Raw genomic sequence first — 18,488 nt, 5'->3', positions numbered from 1 at the left:
GCACAAAAGAGGAAAAGCATGGAACTGACGAGTTGGCTGGCACTGGCAGCAATCTGCGTGATGGGGGCCATCAGCCCGGGGCCGAGTCTGGCGCTGATCATCCGCAACACGGTGCAGGGCGGGCAGAGGCATGGCGTCGCCACTGCGCTTGGCCACGGTCTCGGGGTTGGTATCTATGCGCTGGTCACCGCGCTTGGCCTCTCCATCCTGATCACCCAGACCCCTATCCTGTTTGATCTGATCCGCTACGGCGGCGCCGCATTTCTTGCCTGGCTCGGGGTGAAAGCCCTGCTGGCAAAACCAACCAGTGACGAAGGGAATGAAGAGGTGCATCAACTGCGCGGTCGGCAGGGGGCCTTTGAAGGTTTTATGGTTGCCTTTCTTAACCCCCAGCTGGCGGTTTTCTTCATCGCTCTGTTCAGCCAGTTTGTGCGGGCCGATACCGGCTGGAGCGAAGGGGGCATCATGATGCTAACCGCGGGCGGGATCGATGCCGTCTGGTACGTGCTGGTGGCGCTGGTGCTCTCCCGCGGGCCTGTGCTGGCGTGGCTTAAAGCCAAATCCTTTGTGATCGATAAGGTGAGCGGCTTGGTGCTGCTGGGACTGGCACTCAAGGTGGTTATCTAATCCTGCATTTCGCAGATACCTTAAGCGGGATCAAGGCACGGGGGTGGTGAATGGGCTAGAGTAGCGCCCATTTGCTGTCCGCCCTGATCCCGAGACCATGCACCAGAACAAGCACCCGTTAAGCCACAACAACCGGTTGGAGCTGCTGGCTCCGGCCAAGAACCTCGCCTACGGCATCGAGGCCATCAACCATGGTGCCGATGCCGTCTACATGGGCGGCCCTGCCTTTAGCGCCCGCAGTGCGGCGGGCAACTCCATCGAGGATATCGAGGCGCTGGCGCTCCACGCCCACCGTTTCGGCGCCCAGGTCTTTGTCGCCTTCAACACCCTGCTGCACGATCACGAGCTGGAGCAGGCCCGGCGGCTGACCCACCAGATCTACGAAGCCGGTGCCGATGCGCTCATCGTCCAGGATATGGGGCTGCTGGCGCTCGATTTGCCTCCCATCGCGCTCCATGCCAGTACCCAGACCGACAACCGTACGCCGGAGAAGGTGAAGTTTCTGCAGGATGTGGGTTTCTCTCAGGTGGTGCTGGCGCGCGAACTGTCGCTGGCGCAGATCCGCGAGATCAGTGCAGCGACCAATGTGCAGCTGGAGTTCTTTATCCACGGTGCGCTCTGTGTCTCCTACAGCGGCCAGTGCAATATCAGCCATGCCCGTACCGGCCGCAGTGCCAACCGTGGCGAGTGTGCCCAGCTCTGCCGTCTGCCCTGCTCGCTGCAAAAGCCGGATGGCGAAGTGCTGGTGGCCGACAGCCACCTGTTGTCGCTCAAGGATATGGATCAGACCGACAACCTGGAGGCCTTGATCGAGGCGGGGATCCGCTCCTTCAAGATTGAAGGGCGTCTCAAGGGGCTCGACTACGTCAAGAACGTCACCGCCTGGTATCGCCAGAAGCTGGACGCCATTCTGGATAGCCGATCCGATCTGGTCGCAGCCTCTGCGGGTCGTTGCAGCTACAGCTTCACGCCTGACCCCAAGAAGAGCTTCAACCGCGGCAGCACCGACTACTTCCTCCATGGCCGCCAGCAGGGGATCGACTCTACCAGGAGCCCGAAATATGTGGGTGAACCGCTGGGGCGTGTCACCAAGGTGACCCGTGACGGTATCGAGATTGATGGCAAACAGGTCACCCTCAACAACGGCGACGGTTTGGGCTTCTTCAAGCCGAACAACGAGCTGGTGGGGATGCGCCTCAACAAGGTCGAAGGTAAGCAGTTACTCCTGTCTGAACGTATGCCGGGGTTGAAGGTGGGCACCGAAATCTACCGCAACCACGATCAGGCGTTCAGCAAGATGCTGGAGAAGGCGAGCGCGGATCGCCGCATCCGGGTCGATATGGTGCTGGCAGAGTGCGATGAGGGCGTGATTCTCACGCTCACCGACGAGCAGGGCATTAGAGCCGCGGTGACCCTGCCTTGCGACAAACAGCCTGCCGACAACCCGGAGCGGGCGTTGCAGCAGGCGCGGGATCAACTTGGCAAACTCGGCAATACCCTGTTTGTGGCGCGCAAGATTGAGTTGGCATTCACTCACCCGCTATTTATCGCCGCATCACAGCTCAACGGTTTGCGCCGGGAGGGCATCGCTGCGCTGGAGGCGGCACGGGTGGCCAGCTACCAGCGCCCCGAGCGACGCATCGCCCTACGGGATATCAGCTATCCCCAGCACCGTCTCTCCTACCTTGGCAACGTGCTTAACAGCGCGGCTGAAAAGTTCTTCCATGAGCACGGTGTGGAGCGCATTGCCCCCGCCTATGAAGCGAACAAGGAGGAGCGGGAAGTGGTGCTGATGATCACCAAGCATTGCATCCGCTATAGCCAGAACCTCTGCCCGAACGAGGTGCCAGGTCTCAAGGCAGAGCCGCTGGAGCTCAAGATGGGTAAAGACACCTTCCGCCTGCGCTTTGACTGCAATCGCTGCGAAATGCATGTGATGGGCAGCCTGAAACGCTGAGCAATGAGCCCCTTTCTTCGTCCGGAAAGGGGCAGTTTTTTATCGCAGGTTCTCTGCCCACCCTCCTTTAATTGCCCCTCTCCAGCGCCAGCAGTGCTTTTTTAATCTCCAATCCCCCCGCATAGCCGGTCAGGCTGCCGTTTTGGCCGATCACCCGATGGCAGGGGACGATGATCGAGAGCGGATTACGGCCGTTTGCTGCGCCTACTGCCCGCACCGCATCGGGTTTGCCGATGGCGCGAGCGATATCGCCGTAGCTGCGGGTCTCGCCGTAGGGTATGTCGCACAACGCTTGCCACACCGCCTGCTGAAAGGCGGTACCACGGGCGGCAAGGGGCAGGGAGAAGCGCTGCAAGCGACCGGCAAAATAGGCGTCAAACTCGGCGAGGAAGGGGGCCAACGCCCCATGGTCTTGCTGCCAGCAACTCATATCGGGCAGTGCCCGCAGGCCCGCCACAAAGTCCACGTGTACCAGACCAGATTCATTGATGGCAACCAGCAGATCGCCGCAGCGGGTCGGCAGGATATCGTAGCGGATCATGGGGTTATCTCCTGTGGTTGGGTATCTGGCTGTTGTTCGTTGCCGGTGGCATGGAGCAGCAAATTGGGCGCTTCACTCATGGCGTGCCACAGCCAGCTGGCCGCATAGCTGCGCCACGGCTGCCAGGCGGCGCTTTGCGCCAACACCTCCTTCACCGGCAGCTTGGTGCCACCCCCCAGCGCTTTTTGCAGCACCAGATCGGAGGCGGGGAAGGCATCGGTGTCCAGCCCGCAGCGCAGCCGCCAGTAAGAGACAGTCCAGGGGCCTATACCCGGTAGCGCCAGCAACTGCTCGTCACTGGCCGTAGTGAGGGTCAGCTCACCGCTGGCCAGTGCTTGTGCCACTCCGCGCAGGGTGCGAATGCGGCTGCCGGGCATGCCGATACCGTCGAGATCGAGTTCGCACAGCTGGGCGGGGGTCGGCAATTGCGCCACCCCGAATTGTGCCTCGGTGCGTGCCACCAGTCGCCCCAGAATGGTAATTGCTCCCTTGACCGAGACCTGCTGGCCGACGATGGCGCGCAGCATCACCTCGTATTCGTCCCAGCCACCCGGCAGCCGTACGCCGGGCCAGCGCACCTGCAAGCGGGCGAGCAGCGGATCCTGACCGAGCAGATCACCGATCCGCTGCATATCGGCATCGAGATCCCACATCCGGCGCACCCGGTAGAGCAGATCGGGCAGTGCCGCGAGCGGCAGGTCATGCACGGTGAGTTGCAGGCTATGCCCCTTGCCCTGCGCGATACGCACCTGCGCGACCTGATCGCCGACCCGATAGCGCCGCTCATACACCTCGCCATCTACCCGCTCCAGCCCCGGGATTGCCCGCAGCCGGTAGAACGCCAGCATGGCCGCCACGTCATATGGGGGGCGGTAGGGCAGTTGCAGTGTCAGGGTTGCGCCGCGGGGCTGCGCACTCATGTGCTCTGGCGCGTCATCGTGCTGCTCCTGCTGGCGCAGGGAGCGCGGGGCCAGTCCGTAGGCGTTGAGCCAGGCGTCATTGAAGCGGCGGATGCTGGCAAAGCCGGCGGCAAACGCGATGTCGGTAATGGGCAGCCCGGTTTCAGTCAGCAGCCGTTTCGCGAGCAGCAGGCGGCGCGTCTGCTCCACCTGTTTTGGTGAGGCGCCGAGATGTTGCTCGAACTGGCGGCGCAGGGTGCGTTCGCTGATCCCTGCCTCAGTGGCCAGTTTGGCGAGCGTGCCTTCCGCCAGCTCGCCGCGATCGATGCGCGCCAGCAGACGTGCCAGTTCAACCGGCAGATCGCCACGGGCTGCGGGGGCCAGCTCAGGGCGGCAGCGCAGGCAGGGTCGCAGCCCATACAGCTCGGCGGCCGCGGCGCTTTGGAAGTAGCGCACATTGTGCTCGTGCGGTGGCCGTGCCGGGCAGACAGGCCGGCAGTAGATGCCGGTCGAGAGCACGCCAGTATAGAAGCGGCCATCGAAGCGCGCGTCGCGCGCGAGCCGTGCGGCGTGACACTGTTCGCGGCTGAGGGTGTTGATTACCTCATCCGGTGACGACTCAGGGCTGTGCTTTGCATTCATGGTGTTGGCGGCTTTGCTGGAATAGATGGCAAGAGAGTAAGGGGGCTCGGGGGCCGTGACTAGCCAGAAACGGACAGGGATAGCAAAAATTGGCCAAAGGTTTTTTTGCTCTTTCATTGCACGGCCGGGTTTCACTCTTCGTCACGCTGTTATTCATATCTCTCGGCTCGACAGAAGGGAGCATAACGGACGGTTCGTAGGCACGATTGGCTTAGCTTTATTTGCATAGCGAGATTAGTGGCGGCGAAAAGTGCTTAAAAATTAATAACAGATCACATAACTATCTTTTTTACATTGAGTGTGGCGATTTTGTGTTGTTCAATCGAGTTAGTTAATTTTTGATGATTATTAAGTCATCACGTTTGCGGCCCAGGGCCGACCAATAACAACAACACTTGCCAAGGATGATAAGTGAACGACTGTAAGGCATGGCCCCATTGCCGGGGGTTTAGTCTGATCGAGTTGTTGATCGCCATGACGGTTGTCAGCATTCTCGCGGCCATCGCGTTGCCAGCGTATCAGGGTTATCTGCAACAGGGACGTCGTTACGAAGCGCAGCAGCAATTGCTGGAGCAGGCGCTCGCCCTCGAACATATCTATACCCAACAGGGCCGTTATCCAGACACGTTTGCTACCCCTTCCAACACGGATTTCTACCAGTTCAGCTACAGCCAGCAAGATGCTGGCGACTACCTGCTTAAAGCCATTCCAACGACGCGACAACAGGATGAGTGCGGCACTCTGACCCTCGATCAGACCGGTTATCGCGCGGCCAATCGCCATGACTGCTGGGGATCATAAGATGAATGTGCGCGGATTTACTCTGATTGAGTTGATGATCACGGTCGGTATAGCCGCCATCTTGCTATTGGTCGGGTTGCCCTCCATGAGTCAGCGCCTCGCGGCCGAACGGCTCGATCGCAGCGCGACCGAACTCGCGTCAGCATACCGCTTTGCCCGCAGCGAAGCGGTCAAGCTGACCCTGCCGGTGGTACTGCAGGGCACCGAGAACGGTGGCTGGGAGGTGATGGCCGACAGCCAGCGGTTGCGTCAGGCATCGGCTCCCGGTGGCGGCGTGGTGATCAAGCCGTTTGACCCCATCCAGATCGCGCCAACCGGCAGCAGCAGCCACGCCGAGATCATTCTGGCCAATCGCCTCGGTGAGCAGCGGGTCCTTTGCGTGGCCCCGAGCGGCCAGCTGCTGCAAGGGAGCTGCTCATGAGATACGCCGCACTTGCCCGCCAGCAAGGCTTCAATCTGGTGGAGATCATGGTTTCCATGGTGTTGGCGGTGATGGTGTTTCTCGGTCTCGCCAAGGGGCAGGTGGTCTCGTTGCAGCAAGCGCATTACAGCTTGCAGAGCACCCTGGCCACCATAGAGGCGAGCAACAGCGTGGAGCAGATCTGGAGTTCGCTGTGCGAAGTGCAGCGCAAGCCCGAGCGCTTCACCCAGGCCGATTTTCTTGCCCGCTTCACCCTGCAGGATGGCCACCGGCTGGTGCTACCGAACCGTTATAGCGACAATTTTGTGGTCGCTATCGAGTGGCAGGATGAGCGGGTCTCCGGCGCCAAGCGGGTGGAGCTGAACGCAGGATTTCCGCCTTTATGCTGAGTGTCCCCTCACGGCAACGAGGCGTCAGTCTCGTCGAGCTGATGATCTCTATGGTGCTCGGTCTGATGCTGATGCTGGCGATTTTTGCCGGTTACGCCCCGATCAAGAGCACGGTCGAGCAGAGCAAGGCGTTGGAGCAGGCGAACGAAGTGCTGCGCTTTGCCACTCTCACCTTTACCAACAGCATCAAGCAGGCGGATCAGCTGATAGCCGTGACCCCTGATCGCCTGACGCTGGCTTTCAAGGTAGAGGGGGGCAGTCAGGTGCTCTCCTGCCTTGGCAACCAGAAAACCGCCGATTTTACCGAGCAGTACCGCTTCACGCCGCCGGTACTCAGTTGCGATGACGGAGATGGCCCGCGCCTGTTGCTGGCCCATCTTCAGGATCTTGAATTCGGCCAGCAGGGTGCACTGGTCAATATCCGCATCTTGCCCGAAGGGCTGCCCAGCTATCTGGCACCGGGAGTAGAGGTGCAGGTGGCCCGCCGCAAGGCGGTCTGGGCGGCAGCGTTGGCCACATCCGGTGCCAACGCCACAGCAGGGGGAGCGGGATGAACAAGGGATTGCAGGGGCAGCGGGGAGCCGTACTGCTGGTGGTGCTGGTGGTGAGCCTGCTGTCGAGTCTGCTGGTGTTTACCAGCATTCAGGAGAACCAGTTGCAAACTCGCCTGAGCGGCAATTTTCACAAGAAGATCAATGCGCAGCTCAGTGCCGAGCAGGGGATGAACGAGAGTTATCGTGCCCTGCATCAGGCCCTTGGCGCCGAACCGCGGATAGAGTGGGCTCAGCTGGTGCAGAAGGTGCCAAGCAAGGGCGAAGGGGCCATGGCGGGTAGCCGCTTTAGCATCGAACAGCTGGATGCCTCCGCCGGGAGCAAGCTGGCATTGCAGAGCCATGGCCGCTATTTGGAGGGCAATGCCAGCCTCAATGCCCTGTTTGCCCTCAAGCGCGAGCCCGGCAATCTCATCTTTCAGGATTCGGTGGTGGCGTGTGAAGGGCTGAGCCTCTCCGGTAGCGGTTTTATCGACAGCTATGACTCGCGCAAGGGCAAATATGGCGGCACCAACATTAACCAGAATGCCAAGGTGGCGACCGTTAGTGACAAGGCCAATGTGGTGCTCGACGGCAATTCGCCAATTTGGGGCGATGTACGGGCGACCGGCTCCGTGACCCTGAACGGATCTTCTCCCATCTCCGGCAACGTGAATGCCGGGAGCGACGTCATTATCTCCCCCTCTTCGGACAAGATTGTCCGGGTCTCCGGCAATGTGAAAGGGGGCGGCAGTTTGACCCTGAAAGGGGGGCGCATCGGTGGTCAGGTGGCGGTCAATGGCAATGTCTCCATGGACTGGGGTACCAGTATCGACAGCGGCAAACTCAGTTATGGTGGTGCTGGCTTTTTTAAAGATCAGGCGAACCAGAAGTATCTGGATCCCGAGTATCGCAATGATCCCAAGCTGCCACCGGTGGCCGGGCAGGTGTGTGACCCGCTCAATGTGGCCGCGTTGCCCAAATCGTTTCCCCCTGCAACATTGCCTATTAATGGCCCGTTGACGCTGGGCGCCACCCAGCAGATGGTGTTGACCACGGATCCCGCCACTGGCTCGGTCACCAGCAGCAACCAGCACAAGCCCGGGCTACCGCTACCCGGCAAGGGGGAGCTGTTTGGCAAGGAGCAGACCATTTATCAGCTCGACAGCCTCAATATGGGGGCCGATGCCAGTCTCACCATCAAGGGGGATGTGGTGCTGCTGATCGACAAGGATTTCACCATGACTGGCAGCAACAAGTTGACGGTGAGCGAGGGGAGCAGCCTGACCCTGATCGTCAGCGGCAAGGTCGATCTCGGGGCCGGTGCCGAGGTGACGGCAGCCAAACAGGGGCTGACCGCTGGCGATACGCCCGCTATCTCCATCTATTCCGCGTATAGCGGCAAGGATGGGATCAAGCTGTCGGGCAATACGCCGCTCTATGCCGCCCTCTATGCCCCGCTGACCGAGATGAAGATCAGCGGAAGTGGCGGTCTGTACGGGGCTGTGCGGGCAAAACACTTGACCGAGAGCGGTGCAGGCGGGGTGCACTATGACGAGGCGCTGGGCATGGCAGATCTGGGGGACGACCAGGGGCCGCCTCCGACGCTGGCACTGCGGCAGTGGCACTTTGTGCAGTGAGGCTGGTGAGCCGCTAAAAAGGATCGAATGGGGCGCGCAACTGTGAGAAGGTGGAGATCTGTCCACCCAGTCGTTCACTGTTGAGGAGTGCTCCATGCCAGGCCCCGCTCGCGCCGGTGCCCTGATCTATGCCAAGGATCCGGGCCTGCTGACCCACTTTTACCGTACCCTGCTGCAGATGGTGGTCTGCAGTCAGGATGAGCAGTTGGTGGTGCTGGAAAACAGCGATATCCAGCTGCTGATCCACGCCATTCCCGAGCCTTATGCCGGGCAAGTTGTTATCAAGCGGCCGCCGGAATTGCGGGAAGAGGGGGCCATCAAGCTGTTCTTCACCGTCTCCAGCCTCGCCTGGGCAGAAGCGAAGGCGGCGGATCTCGGCGGCGGTTTGTTGTCACAGCAGTGGACAGGGCCCGGCTTTGTGGTGCGCAACGCCTTCGACCCGGAGGGCAATATCCTGCAACTGCGCGAGTTGCTGGGTTCCCCGGACCCCCTCTGAACTCCCTATTTTTACAGCATTGTCGTGACGGCGTGCTGTGCCATGCACCGCCATAAAAATTAACCGCCATAAAAACGGGGCCCTGTAGTGGTCAACTAAAAAGGGCTCCGTTCTGCTGTTAGCTTACTGTGCTCATTACTTCAGGTAGCGCTGTTCCAGATGTTGGCGCAGCCAGTGCGGGTTGAGCGCTTCACCGGTGGCACGGCGCACCAGCTCGTCGGTGCTGTGCAGGCTCCCCTGTGACCAGATGTTGCGTCCGAGCCAGCCGAAGATCTCCGGCAGGCGGCCCGCCGCGATCACCTCACCCATGCTGCCCAGTTCTTTCTCGAGGGCAAAACGCAGCTGGGCGGCATACATGGCGCCCAGGGTGTAGCTCGGGAAGTAGCCAAACGAGCCGTCGGTCCAGTGAATATCTTGCATGCAGCCATTGCGGTAGTTGCCCTTGGTGGAGAGCCCCAGCCACTGCTGCATCTTGGCATCCCACAGCTCGGGGATGTCGGCCACCTCGATCTTCCCTTCCACCAGATCGCGCTCCACCTCGTAGCGCAGGATAACGTGGGCCGGATAGGTCACCTCGTCTGCATCGACCCGGATAAAGCCCGGCTCGACCCGGCTGTAGAGCTTGGCCAGATTGTCCGGTGCAAATGCCGCCTGTTCGCCGAAGTGGTGACGAATGCGTGGCGCCAGCAGCGCGAGGAAGGCGGGATGATGCCCCAGCTGCATCTCGCAAAACAGGCTCTGACTCTCGTGGATCGCCATGGAGCGCGCTTCGGCCACCGGCTGACCCAGCAGATGGCGCGGCAGCCCCTGCTCGTAACGAGCGTGACCGGTCTCGTGCACTATGCCCATCAGGCTGGAGACAAACTCCTGCTCGTTATAGCGGGTAGTGATCCGCACGTCGGTCGGCACGCCGCCACAGAAGGGATGGCTGCTCACATCGAGACGGCCGTGGGCGAAATCAAAGCCGAGCAGTCCCATCACCTCCTGACCGAGTGCCTGCTGGGTCGGGATGGGGAAGGGGCCTTGCGGCAGCAGCAGGGCATCGCCCTTCTGCTGTTCGTTCACAGTCTGAATAAGATCCGGCAGCCAGTTGGCGAGATCGCCGAAGATCTGATCGAGCCGCGCGCTGGTCATGCCCGGCTCATAGAGGGCCAGCATGGCGTCGTAGGGGCGCACGCCAAGCGCATCGGCCCGCAGTTGTGCCACTTCACGGGAGAGTTTCACCACCTCCTCGAGATTGGGAGCAAAACCGGCCCAGTCGTTGTTCTTGCGCTGGCTGCGCCAGGCGTGCTCGCACTTGCTGCCAGCCAGCGACAGCGCTTCGACCAGCTCACCGGGCAGCAGGCTGGCATCTTGCCACTGGCGCTTGATCTCGCCGAGGTTGGCCCGTTGCACTTCATCGAGCGGCTCACTCTCGGCCTTGGCAATCCAGTCGCCCAGCTCGGGAGCGGTGCGCTTCTGGTGGATTAGCAGACCGAGTTCGGCCATCGCTTCGGCGCGGGCATCGTTGCCCCCTTCCGGCATCATGGCCGCCTGATCCCAACCGCAGATGGCGGCGAGGTGGCTAAAGCGGTGGATCTGCTGCTGATGTTGTTCAAGCTTTTGATATGACATGGGATTGTCCTTGTTATCGTCCCTGATGGTATGCCGCCCCGTACCTGGCATGATCGGGGCCGATCGATGCTAACACCGCCGCTGTATAGTTGACCACCATCATGCAGGCGGGCCAAAGGTGTGGTGGCGAGAGGCGGATTAGCCGAGCCGCTTCTGGTGCCGTTCGCGGTTTTCCGCTTTTTTGCGTTCGCTTTTACGCAGCAGCACGTATAGAGCACCGCTGCCGCCGTGGCGACGTTCGGCGCTGTGGATCGCCATGACGGCGGGCAGTTGCGGCAACCAGGCGCTGACATAGCTTTTCAGCAGGGCGCGCGGGGTGCTGCGCTCCCCCTTGCCGTGCAGGATCAGCAGGCAGCGGATATCCCGGACTTCACAATCCGCAATGAACTGCACCAGCGTCTGGCGCGCTTCGTTGAGGGTTTTCTGGTGCAAGTCCAGGCTGGCCTGTAGCTCGTATTTGCCGAGCCGCAGCTTCTTGTAGACCCCCTCCTGCACCCCATCGCGTTTGAAGCCGACGATTTCGTGCGGATCGCGCATCTCGATGGCCTCCATGGTGAGGTGGTCGAGGGCGAGTTGCTCGGCGGTGGCAGCCTGACGGCGAGCGAGCTGCGCCTCGGTCGGGGCGGATTTGGCCGCATGGGGATGGATGTTGTCGCTGCGAATGGGCCGCACGTCGGCCACTTCATTCATAAATAGCGAGAGTTCGTCGTTATGAGACACGGCAGGCTCCCCATAAGAAAAAGTGGGGGTCATTATAACGGTCGCAACCGGCACAGAAAACGGGGAAAGGGATAAGGGAGGCCCAGCGTGGATACCAGTGCAGCTTGGCCCAGGAATCACAGTCGCGAACCATAAAACAGCACAGGCGGTCAGTGTGAGCTGCCGCCTGTGGTCAGAGGATTATTTTCCCTCTTTGGGTTGTTGAGAATGGGGTTGCTGTGAATGAGGCGGTTGCGAGTGCATCACCTTGTAGATGAAGTAGGCCGCGTAAGAGCTGATGAGCAAGAAGGTGCCGATAATCACCAGCATCGACATCAATCCCACGCTGTTGCCAAACATCAGGTCCAGCCAAAAGTCCATTTTATTGCTCCTGTCACCCGGTTGATGACAGGCATGATAAATACCTCTTTGCCCCGTCCGGGATGATCCCGATCAACTCCCTTGCAGGTTGTTTAATAACCAGCGCGATCTGTGATCGTTCTCACTGGACTCCTTGCTACCGAGCCTGCACAGGGCTCGGTGTGGTGAGCGGGGTAATGCGCCACCCTTGCTGCTCCAGCAACGCCAGCAACCCCTGCTCGCCGTAAAGGTGCAGGGCGCCTACCACGATAAAGCTCTCGTTGGGCAGGGTGGACCATTTCTTCAGCCAGTTGTGGTTGCGCTCGGCCAGCAGGGTCTGCTCCATCCAGCTCTGTAGCGCTGGGGGAGCCATCTCCTCCTTGAGCAGATTGATCAGCGTCGCCTCATCTCCCTGCTGCCACGCCTTCATCACGGCGGCGAAACCGCTCTCCAGCATCGGTAGCTCATCCAGGGTGCTGGCGAGCATCAGGGTCTGGTTGTCACCCACGCTGGCCAGATAACCGAGCTGCTCCAGCAGGGTTTCAAAACCCACTACCGGTTTGCCCTCTTTGGCGGCCCGGGTGGCAAAGTGCTGGTCTATCCCGAGTTCACTCTTGAAGTCGGAGCGGGCCATGGCGGCCTGGGTCAGGGTAATGGCGGCAAACCAGGGGCGCAGGGTGGCGAGGGTCGCCTCGTCGATGCCATAGCGGGCGCCCGCCATCAGGGTGCGTTGATAGAGCTCGGCAGGCAGATGATCCTTGAGCGGTTTGCCATCCACCAGTCGGGAGAGTGAGCCGGTCTGTTGCCACTGATCTGGCGTGATGCTGTTCATGTCCACCTCCATCACCAGTGCGCGACTCTGCAGCCAGGCACGCTCCACCGGCTCGGGCAGAGGATAGAGGGCTGGTTTGCCCGCATGGATGGAGCCCAGCAGCCAGTGTTGCTGGTTGCCCTTGCTCACCCGATAGAAGGCGGGATCGGCAAAGGCGTGCAGCGGTAGCAGCAGGCAGAGCAGGAAGGCAAAGAGGGTGCGATGAAATCTCATGGGGATCCTTAATATGCGCCGGGTGACTTCTCTTGCTGACAATAACCCCTATGATAAGTCCTCATTTCAGATAACCAAGAGGTTTGCCATGCCCCATCTTCGTTTTCGCGCCGTGACGCTCGATACCCTGCAACAGGTGAGCGGCCCGCTGCTGGCCGAGCTTTGCGAGCTGACCGGCGGCAAGCCGGAGTTTGTCACCATGGAGCGGGTGGAGAGCTGCTGGATCCGCAACGGCGAGCCAGAGACGGGTTTTCCGTTTGTTGAGCTGCACTGGTTCGAGCGGCCACAAGAGATGCAGGACGCGGCCGCGCACCTTATCACGCGCCATTTGAAACTGGTGCTGGGGGAGCAGATCTATGTGGTGGTGCAGGTGATCCCTCTGGTCAAGAGCGCCTACTACAGCAATGGCGAGCACTATTGAAGAGAGGGACAAACCAGGTTGGCGGGACAGGTGACGCCGCTACCCGGCTAACGCCACCTGGGCGACCGGGTACTTGGTCGCCAATCACGGGATCAGGCCGATTTGGCCAGCAGTTTATCGAGCCAGCGAGTGGGCAATACCCGTCGCAGGAAGGCAAACAGCCGGGTTGGAGTGGTCACCGGATAGCGCGCCTTGGGATGGGCGTGGGTCAGCGCATGGAGCAGCGGCGGGATGCAGGCTTCGCTTGGGAGGGTAAAGCCGCTGGTGGCCCCCTCTTTTTCCAGCCGCGTCAGGGTCTGGCGGTAGGCCGACTGATGACGGCTCTGGGCCGGATCGATGTGCCGCAAGAAGGCGCTGCGGGCATTGGCACGAAAACGGGTATCGATGGGGCCCGGTTCAATCAGGCTGATATGTACCCCGCTGCCCGCCAGTTCGAGGCGCAGGGTATCACTATAGCCTTCCAGCGCAAATTTGCTGGCGTTGTAGGCGCCGCGATACTTCATGGCAACCAGCCCCAGTACCGAGCTGTTTTGCACTATCCGGCCCTCTTTGGCCTCCAGCATCGGTGGCAGCACCTGACGGATCAGATGATGCCAGCCAAACAGGTTGGTATTGAATTGTTCCCTGAGCGCCTCGGTGGGCAGATCTTCCAGCGCCCCGGGTTGGCCATAAGCGCCATTGTTGAACAGGCCATAGAGGCGCCCGCCTGCCAGATGGAGCGCCGCACTGGCACCCAGCTCGATGGACGCTGGGTCCGCCAGATCCAGATGCACCGCCAGCAATCCCTGTTGCTGCAGACGGGCCACATCTTCCGCCTTGCGCGCCGAGGCGATCACGGTAAAACCGTGCTGCCCGAGCGCCTGTGCGGCGGCGAGGCCAATACCGCTGGAACAACCGGTGATCAGAACAAAACGGGGCATGATGGGAAATCTCTATACGATGTATCGCTTGAGGATACATGAAACAAAAGCCCGCATAAAAGCGGGCTAAGTGTGATAAACAGTACTTCTTACAGGTTTTGCGCTGCCCAAGAGATAAAATCGCGTTTCTCGGTTGGGGTCATTTTGTCAAACCAGAATCGCGCTTGTTGGGAAGCTGAGCCACTGATATCGGAAGGCTGAATGGGTTTTGTGGCTACTGCTGCGGGAATCATGTTGCTGCCTTGTGTCGGCAAGTCATATACGTTTTTCACATTACCCTGCATTGCTCCTGCCAGTTGAGGTAGCGCCGCTGGTTGGTTGCTACGGTTAAATGCGTCAAGCTCTTCGCCAAAATTACGAAGCACGGACATATTGGTCATAGAGACCAGCTCACCAAGTTTGTATGAAACGGTGTTGCCGGATGACGAGAGTTTCCATTGTGGTTGTTTGTCAAACGCCTCTCCTCGCTCCCATGTTTGCAACCTCGGTGCTTCTACCGATATTGCTTGGTTTGCAGCATTAAATGTCAATACATGTACATGAGAGTTATATTTTTTTGTATTGTTTTTATCTTTGACTAATTGAGAGATTTTAATCGCAATTTGATTGTCTCCGTCGGGCAAAGATTGATTGTCTACCTTGCCAATAAACAGCGGGGAGTCAACCGGAATACCATTGACCGCAACTAGTTCTACCCCTCTGCCTATTTCCAGATTGACTGCAGCCTGACTGACAGAGGGTAGTGTGGCGATTAATGCTGCCATAATGGTCTTTTTCATTTCTGGTTTACCTCTTGTCTTCATCACAACTAAAAAGGCGGGCCCTGTAAGGGCCCGCCAAGTAGGCATTAAATACAGGGAACACAAGCCAGGGTTTAGAAGTAGTATTCTACGCCCATGCCCAGACCAAACTCTTTATCGCCATCTTGTACCACTGACAGACCACGGCGCTGCAGATAGTAAGGACGAACATAGGCAACGGCGGAGTCATCCAGGAAGTACATGGCTTGACCGGAGATGATGGAGTCGCTGAACTCGGTCACCTTAAAGTCGCCAGCCGCCGTTTCAAATTCAGGCTTCAGGTTGGCGGCATAGGCGAGTTTGAACTGCCACAGACCTGTGTTGTATATCGTGGCCAAGGTATAGCTATCTTGTGACATGCCGTTCAATTGTGAGGTGCCTACACCGATAACATTCAAGTCCATGTCGGTATAATCGGCGGTCAGGCGCTTATAGGCACCGTAGAAGCCGAGGCCATTGTCAAAGTTCAGCTCGAAGCCCAGCAGATAGGCATTTGAGTCGCCTGTTCCGCTAGTATGCGTAAGGATGGTATCGCCACCCTTCTGGGTTTTGTTAAACGCGCCATCTCCGATTTTGCGGTCAGTTCCTTTTTCATAGGTCGCGTGCAGAGTCAGCGGACCGGTATTGTAGTGGGCGCCCAAGCCATAGAAGTTGGAGCTCGCATCATCGGTATTGTTACCACGGCCCAGCGCCAGGTTGTAGCTGAAGCCGCTATGGTTGGCGGAGTCAAAGCGGATCATGTTGGATTGACGGTCGTAGTTACCACCACCGATGATGTCGCCGCGCCAGTCCATCACTTTACCGGTAGAGATACTGCTGTACGGCCAGTCAAGCACTTCATAGAGCGGTGTTAGCATACGGCCTGCGCGAACTTTACCTATCCCTTCCCACTCGAAACCACCGAAGGTATCGCGCACACCCAGCTTGCCGTCACCGCCAGACTCACCGACGTTGCCGGATTCGATTTGCCAGATAAACTTGGGGCCGTTGGCAAAATCCTTGCTGCCACGAAAACCGATGCGAGATTCATTTTCGATCTTGATGGGGTTCTCGTATCCGCCATTGGCATCAACGGTTGCCCAGTCAGCACCAGTCCAGGCAGAGATTGCGATCTGGCCATAGATGTCGACATTCTTGATATCTGCATGAGCAGGCAGTGCGAAAGCTGAAGCAATGACAACAGCCAGTGCGGATTTATTGAACATAAGATAGCTCCTGATTTTATGGACTTAGCTTTTTTTTCGGCAGTTGGCTGTGTGCCTTCCGCTCGATTATCGGTATTGCAATCAACACCCCGAAGGGCAAAAAATCTTGTCTTGGCTACCTGCAACCCGGATGTCTTGGCACATCTGTAGTTGGCAGTCCTGATCATCACATGTTGTTTTTTTATGTTCCGATTCTTGGCTATCGGACAACCCCAAGAGTACGTTCGCGGTGCGAAATATCAATGAAAAGTTCCCTCAACGTTTCAAAAGTATGACCGAGTGCAAATAATCATGGGCAAGGTCGTAAACAGCCTCATGGCCGGTATGACGGTGATGAGAGCGTTTTCTTGGTGTCGCCGCCAGCACTGGTGCGGTTTTTCCTCCGGTACGGGCGAAGCGCTGCCAGTTAACCAGTCGGTAACAGATAATTTTGTGCTACAAAAAAACTTTCCCTCTGGTCGAGGGAAAGTGAGCTGGCAAAGATTTGGGGCGAATAGGGTTCAGCCTTGCTGGCCGAGGATGCGGGGGATCTGCTGCGCCTGATGGTGAATATGGGAGGAGACCTGCACCGAGAGCTGACTCACCTGACGGGCATGCTGATGGATACGGGTGATCAGATCGGCAAAACTAGCCAGTTTGTGCTCCTGACTTTTGGCGTTGTCGGCGCCCTGCAGGGCGATCACTGCGGTGTTGCGGGCGATCTCCCGCACCGCCTGGGTAGTCTGGCGCAGTTGTTCCGCCTGCGCCCGCTGGCGGCTTGATTCGCTGGTGATCCGGTTCAGTACATTGCCAAGTTGTTCGCCGGATTGGGTCAGACGCCCCAGAATATCGGTGATCTGGTTGAGGGATTGCTGGGTATTGGCCGAGAGGTGGCGCACCTCATCGGCGACCACCGCAAAGCCGCGTCCCTGTTCCCCTGCGCGGGCCGCTTCGATGGCGGCGTTGAGGGCCAGCAAGTTGGTTTGCTGAGCGATATGACCGATCACATCGACAATGGCCGTCACATCGGCAACCGAGCGGGTGAGGGCTTGCAGCGCCTCATCGCTCTCGTCAATCGCCAGTCCTGTCTGATGAGTGGCGTGCAGCATGCTCCCCACCAGATCTTCGCTCTGGCTCATCGCCTGTTCGTTATGGTGGGCATGCCGGGCGATGTCGGCGGCGACCTGATGGACCTCTCCGGCCAGCTGGTTCAGTTCATCCATCATCTGGCCGCTCTCGTCGACTACCTGTTCAGTGGTGCGGGTGCTGTGGTGGATCTCGTCAACCTGGCTGACCATCCCTTGCAGACTGAGGGATACCGCTGACAGCTGCCCCTCTTTCTGTTGTTGGTCCAGTTGCAGGCGACCGATCAGCCGGTTGTAGCTGGCAACAATATCGGCCAGCTCGTTGCGATCGCGCCCGTCAGGCAACGGCTCGGCCTGCCCCGTCTGATCGAGCTGCAGAAAGGCTCCGCGCAGTCGCAACAAGGGGGCGAGCAGCCAGCGTCGTTGCACCAGCGCAAACAGCAGGGCGACTATCACCAGACAGAGCGCCAGCGTGCCGAGGATGGTGGCCAGCTCCTGATTGACGGCTTGCCGTTCGTGGGCAAGTTGTTCCCCCATCTGTCTGGTCGCTTGCAACATGGCCATGATGTCTTGCTGCACGGTCTGGCGGCCAGCCTGTTGTTGCTGGAGCGCCGTGCGGCTGTTGGCCAGCTCCTGCGGATAGCGGCCCAGCAGCGAACGTAATTCGCTGCGCGGTTGATCTCCCAGCTCCTTGCGTACCGGCTCCCCCAGCGTGAACTCATCGGCGGGAGCCTCTTCATACAGGCCGAGCAGCGGCAAGGCTTGCAGCGCTTGCGCCTGTTTTTGCAGTGCCTCCAGCTCGAAGCGGATCCCTTCGAGCAGCTTTTCATTGCCCTGCTCCATATAGCTTTGGCGCAAATGGGCGAGGCGCGGCAGGCCCGCCAGGATCTCGGCCGCACCGCTGCGATATTGCTGTGCCGCGGCAGATTGTTCTGTGCTGGCACCTTGCTCCCCATAGCGGATCAGCGCCATGGCCTGGCTGCCCAGCTCACTCTCCGCATTTTGCAGCAGCAGCTGGCTGTTGCCCGAGAGCTTGCCTGCGGCCTGATAGTCGTGCGCGATGCGCTGCCCCATCTGTTCGAGTTGCTGCCTGAGCGGGGCCGCCACGGCATCATCCTGAGCGGCCAGCGAGGAGAGCGCTTGCTGGCGGATCTTCTCTGCCGCGGTCAGTTGCTGTGGATCGCCGCTGTTGAGGTAGTCACGCAGGCTGTTTTGCAGGGGCACCGTCACCAGTTGTTGCAGCGTCTCGTGCTGATGCTGGGCCTGATTGGTGCGGGCAAGCTGTTGCCAGCCGTGGTAGAGGGCCAGCGCCTGTCCTCCCGCGACCAGTAACAGAACCAGGGAGGAGAGGGTGGCGTAATGGGCGATTTTCACGGGGTAATACCTGTCAGCACAGACCATGGGGGAGCGTGGCCCG

19 protein-coding genes are annotated in these 18,488 nt (G+C 59.5%); 9 read left to right on the top strand and 10 right to left on the bottom strand.

Annotated elements, in window-relative coordinates; genetic code table 11:
- The first annotated feature begins 18 nt into the window (after positions 1–18).
- Positions 19–627, top strand: coding sequence for a LysE family translocator (locus ACTG2U_RS08185; protein WP_429012651.1), 609 nt, complete (start codon positions 19–21; stop codon positions 625–627).
- A 97-nt stretch (positions 628–724) separates the two neighbouring features.
- Complete coding sequence (locus ACTG2U_RS08180; protein ID WP_429012649.1) at positions 725–2,584, top strand: peptidase U32 family protein; 1,860 nt, start codon at positions 725–727, stop codon at positions 2,582–2,584.
- Between the two features lie 67 nt (positions 2,585–2,651).
- Here ACTG2U_RS08180 and ACTG2U_RS08175 read toward each other — a convergent pair whose 3' ends face one another.
- Both ACTG2U_RS08175 and ACTG2U_RS08170 read right to left on the bottom strand, forming a co-directional pair.
- On the bottom strand, positions 2,652–3,125 hold the full coding sequence (locus tag ACTG2U_RS08175) for a methylated-DNA--[protein]-cysteine S-methyltransferase (RefSeq protein WP_331379049.1): 474 nt from the start codon (positions 3,123–3,125) through the stop codon (positions 2,652–2,654).
- Positions 3,122–4,666 carry an AlkA N-terminal domain-containing protein gene (locus tag ACTG2U_RS08170; RefSeq protein ID WP_335813014.1) on the bottom strand — a complete coding sequence of 515 codons (1,545 nt, stop codon included), beginning with the start codon at positions 4,664–4,666 and terminating at the stop codon, positions 3,122–3,124. Before ACTG2U_RS08170 ends, ACTG2U_RS08175 begins: the two co-directional genes overlap by 4 nt.
- A gap of 411 nt (positions 4,667–5,077) precedes the next feature.
- Between ACTG2U_RS08170 and ACTG2U_RS08165 the strand changes: the two genes are divergently transcribed.
- From ACTG2U_RS08165 to ACTG2U_RS08140, 6 genes are all read left to right on the top strand, one after another.
- A complete protein-coding gene (locus ACTG2U_RS08165; protein ID WP_335813015.1) occupies positions 5,078–5,467 on the top strand; it encodes a type IV pilin protein in 390 nt (129 codons plus the stop codon).
- A gap of 1 nt (position 5,468) precedes the next feature.
- On the top strand, positions 5,469–5,888 hold the full coding sequence (locus ACTG2U_RS08160; RefSeq protein WP_005349592.1) for a GspH/FimT family pseudopilin: 420 nt from the start codon (positions 5,469–5,471) through the stop codon (positions 5,886–5,888).
- Positions 5,885–6,277, top strand: a complete 393-nt coding sequence (locus tag ACTG2U_RS08155; RefSeq protein ID WP_005338749.1) for a type IV pilus modification PilV family protein — start codon at positions 5,885–5,887, stop codon at positions 6,275–6,277. The genes ACTG2U_RS08160 and ACTG2U_RS08155 overlap by 4 nt, the downstream gene beginning before the upstream one ends.
- Positions 6,271–6,831: a PilW family protein gene (locus tag ACTG2U_RS08150; RefSeq protein WP_005338746.1), complete on the top strand. Its 561-nt coding sequence runs from the start codon at positions 6,271–6,273 to the stop codon at positions 6,829–6,831. The genes ACTG2U_RS08155 and ACTG2U_RS08150 overlap by 7 nt, the downstream gene beginning before the upstream one ends.
- Positions 6,828–8,447: a DUF7305 domain-containing protein gene (locus tag ACTG2U_RS08145; protein ID WP_439974335.1), complete on the top strand. Its 1,620-nt coding sequence runs from the start codon at positions 6,828–6,830 to the stop codon at positions 8,445–8,447. Before ACTG2U_RS08150 ends, ACTG2U_RS08145 begins: the two co-directional genes overlap by 4 nt.
- A 94-nt stretch (positions 8,448–8,541) precedes the next feature.
- Positions 8,542–8,943, top strand: a complete 402-nt coding sequence (locus tag ACTG2U_RS08140; RefSeq protein WP_115522802.1) for a VOC family protein — start codon at positions 8,542–8,544, stop codon at positions 8,941–8,943.
- Positions 8,944–9,078: 135 nt separating this feature from the next.
- Here the strand turns inward: ACTG2U_RS08140 and ACTG2U_RS08135 are convergent, their stop codons facing one another.
- The 4 genes from ACTG2U_RS08135 to ACTG2U_RS08120 form a co-directional block, all read right to left on the bottom strand.
- Positions 9,079–10,557: a carboxypeptidase M32 gene (locus ACTG2U_RS08135; RefSeq protein WP_439974334.1), complete on the bottom strand. Its 1,479-nt coding sequence runs from the start codon at positions 10,555–10,557 to the stop codon at positions 9,079–9,081.
- A 138-nt stretch (positions 10,558–10,695) separates the two neighbouring features.
- Entirely contained in the window at positions 10,696–11,277 is a 582-nt protein-coding gene (gene smrA, locus ACTG2U_RS08130; protein WP_005338734.1) for a DNA endonuclease SmrA, read from the bottom strand.
- A 180-nt stretch (positions 11,278–11,457) separates the two neighbouring features.
- On the bottom strand, positions 11,458–11,637 hold the full coding sequence (locus ACTG2U_RS08125) for a DUF3149 domain-containing protein (protein WP_005338733.1): 180 nt from the start codon (positions 11,635–11,637) through the stop codon (positions 11,458–11,460).
- Positions 11,638–11,773: 136 nt separating this feature from the next.
- Positions 11,774–12,661, bottom strand: a complete 888-nt coding sequence (locus ACTG2U_RS08120; protein WP_439974333.1) for a TraB/GumN family protein — start codon at positions 12,659–12,661, stop codon at positions 11,774–11,776.
- Positions 12,662–12,749: 88 nt separating this feature from the next.
- On the opposite strand from ACTG2U_RS08120, the gene ACTG2U_RS08115 reads away from it, so the two are divergent.
- The gene (locus ACTG2U_RS08115) at positions 12,750–13,082 is read left to right on the top strand and encodes a DUF1904 family protein (RefSeq protein ID WP_439974332.1); all 333 of its coding nucleotides are present in this window, start codon (positions 12,750–12,752) and stop codon (positions 13,080–13,082) included.
- A 92-nt stretch (positions 13,083–13,174) separates the two neighbouring features.
- On the opposite strand, the gene ACTG2U_RS08110 is transcribed toward ACTG2U_RS08115, so the two are convergent.
- The 4 genes from ACTG2U_RS08110 to ACTG2U_RS08095 form a co-directional block, all read right to left on the bottom strand.
- Positions 13,175–14,002 carry an SDR family oxidoreductase gene (locus ACTG2U_RS08110; protein ID WP_103252057.1) on the bottom strand — a complete coding sequence of 276 codons (828 nt, stop codon included), beginning with the start codon at positions 14,000–14,002 and terminating at the stop codon, positions 13,175–13,177.
- 89 nt (positions 14,003–14,091) lie between these two features.
- Positions 14,092–14,781: a YccT family protein gene (locus ACTG2U_RS08105; protein ID WP_047439342.1), complete on the bottom strand. Its 690-nt coding sequence runs from the start codon at positions 14,779–14,781 to the stop codon at positions 14,092–14,094.
- Positions 14,782–14,876: 95 nt separating this feature from the next.
- A complete protein-coding gene (locus ACTG2U_RS08100) occupies positions 14,877–16,007 on the bottom strand; it encodes a porin (RefSeq protein WP_047439344.1) in 1,131 nt (376 codons plus the stop codon).
- 500 nt (positions 16,008–16,507) lie between these two features.
- Positions 16,508–18,445, bottom strand: coding sequence for a methyl-accepting chemotaxis protein (locus ACTG2U_RS08095; protein WP_439974331.1), 1,938 nt, complete (start codon positions 18,443–18,445; stop codon positions 16,508–16,510).
- Between the last annotated feature and the right edge of the window lie 43 nt (positions 18,446–18,488).

Origin of the sequence: Aeromonas sp. 95A, from assembly GCF_051919235.1 — a bacterium.
Lineage (GTDB): Bacteria > Pseudomonadota > Gammaproteobacteria > Enterobacterales > Aeromonadaceae > Aeromonas > Aeromonas veronii.
The sequence above is the reverse complement of the archived record's forward strand: the minus strand, read 5'-3'. Positions and strand labels throughout refer to the sequence as shown.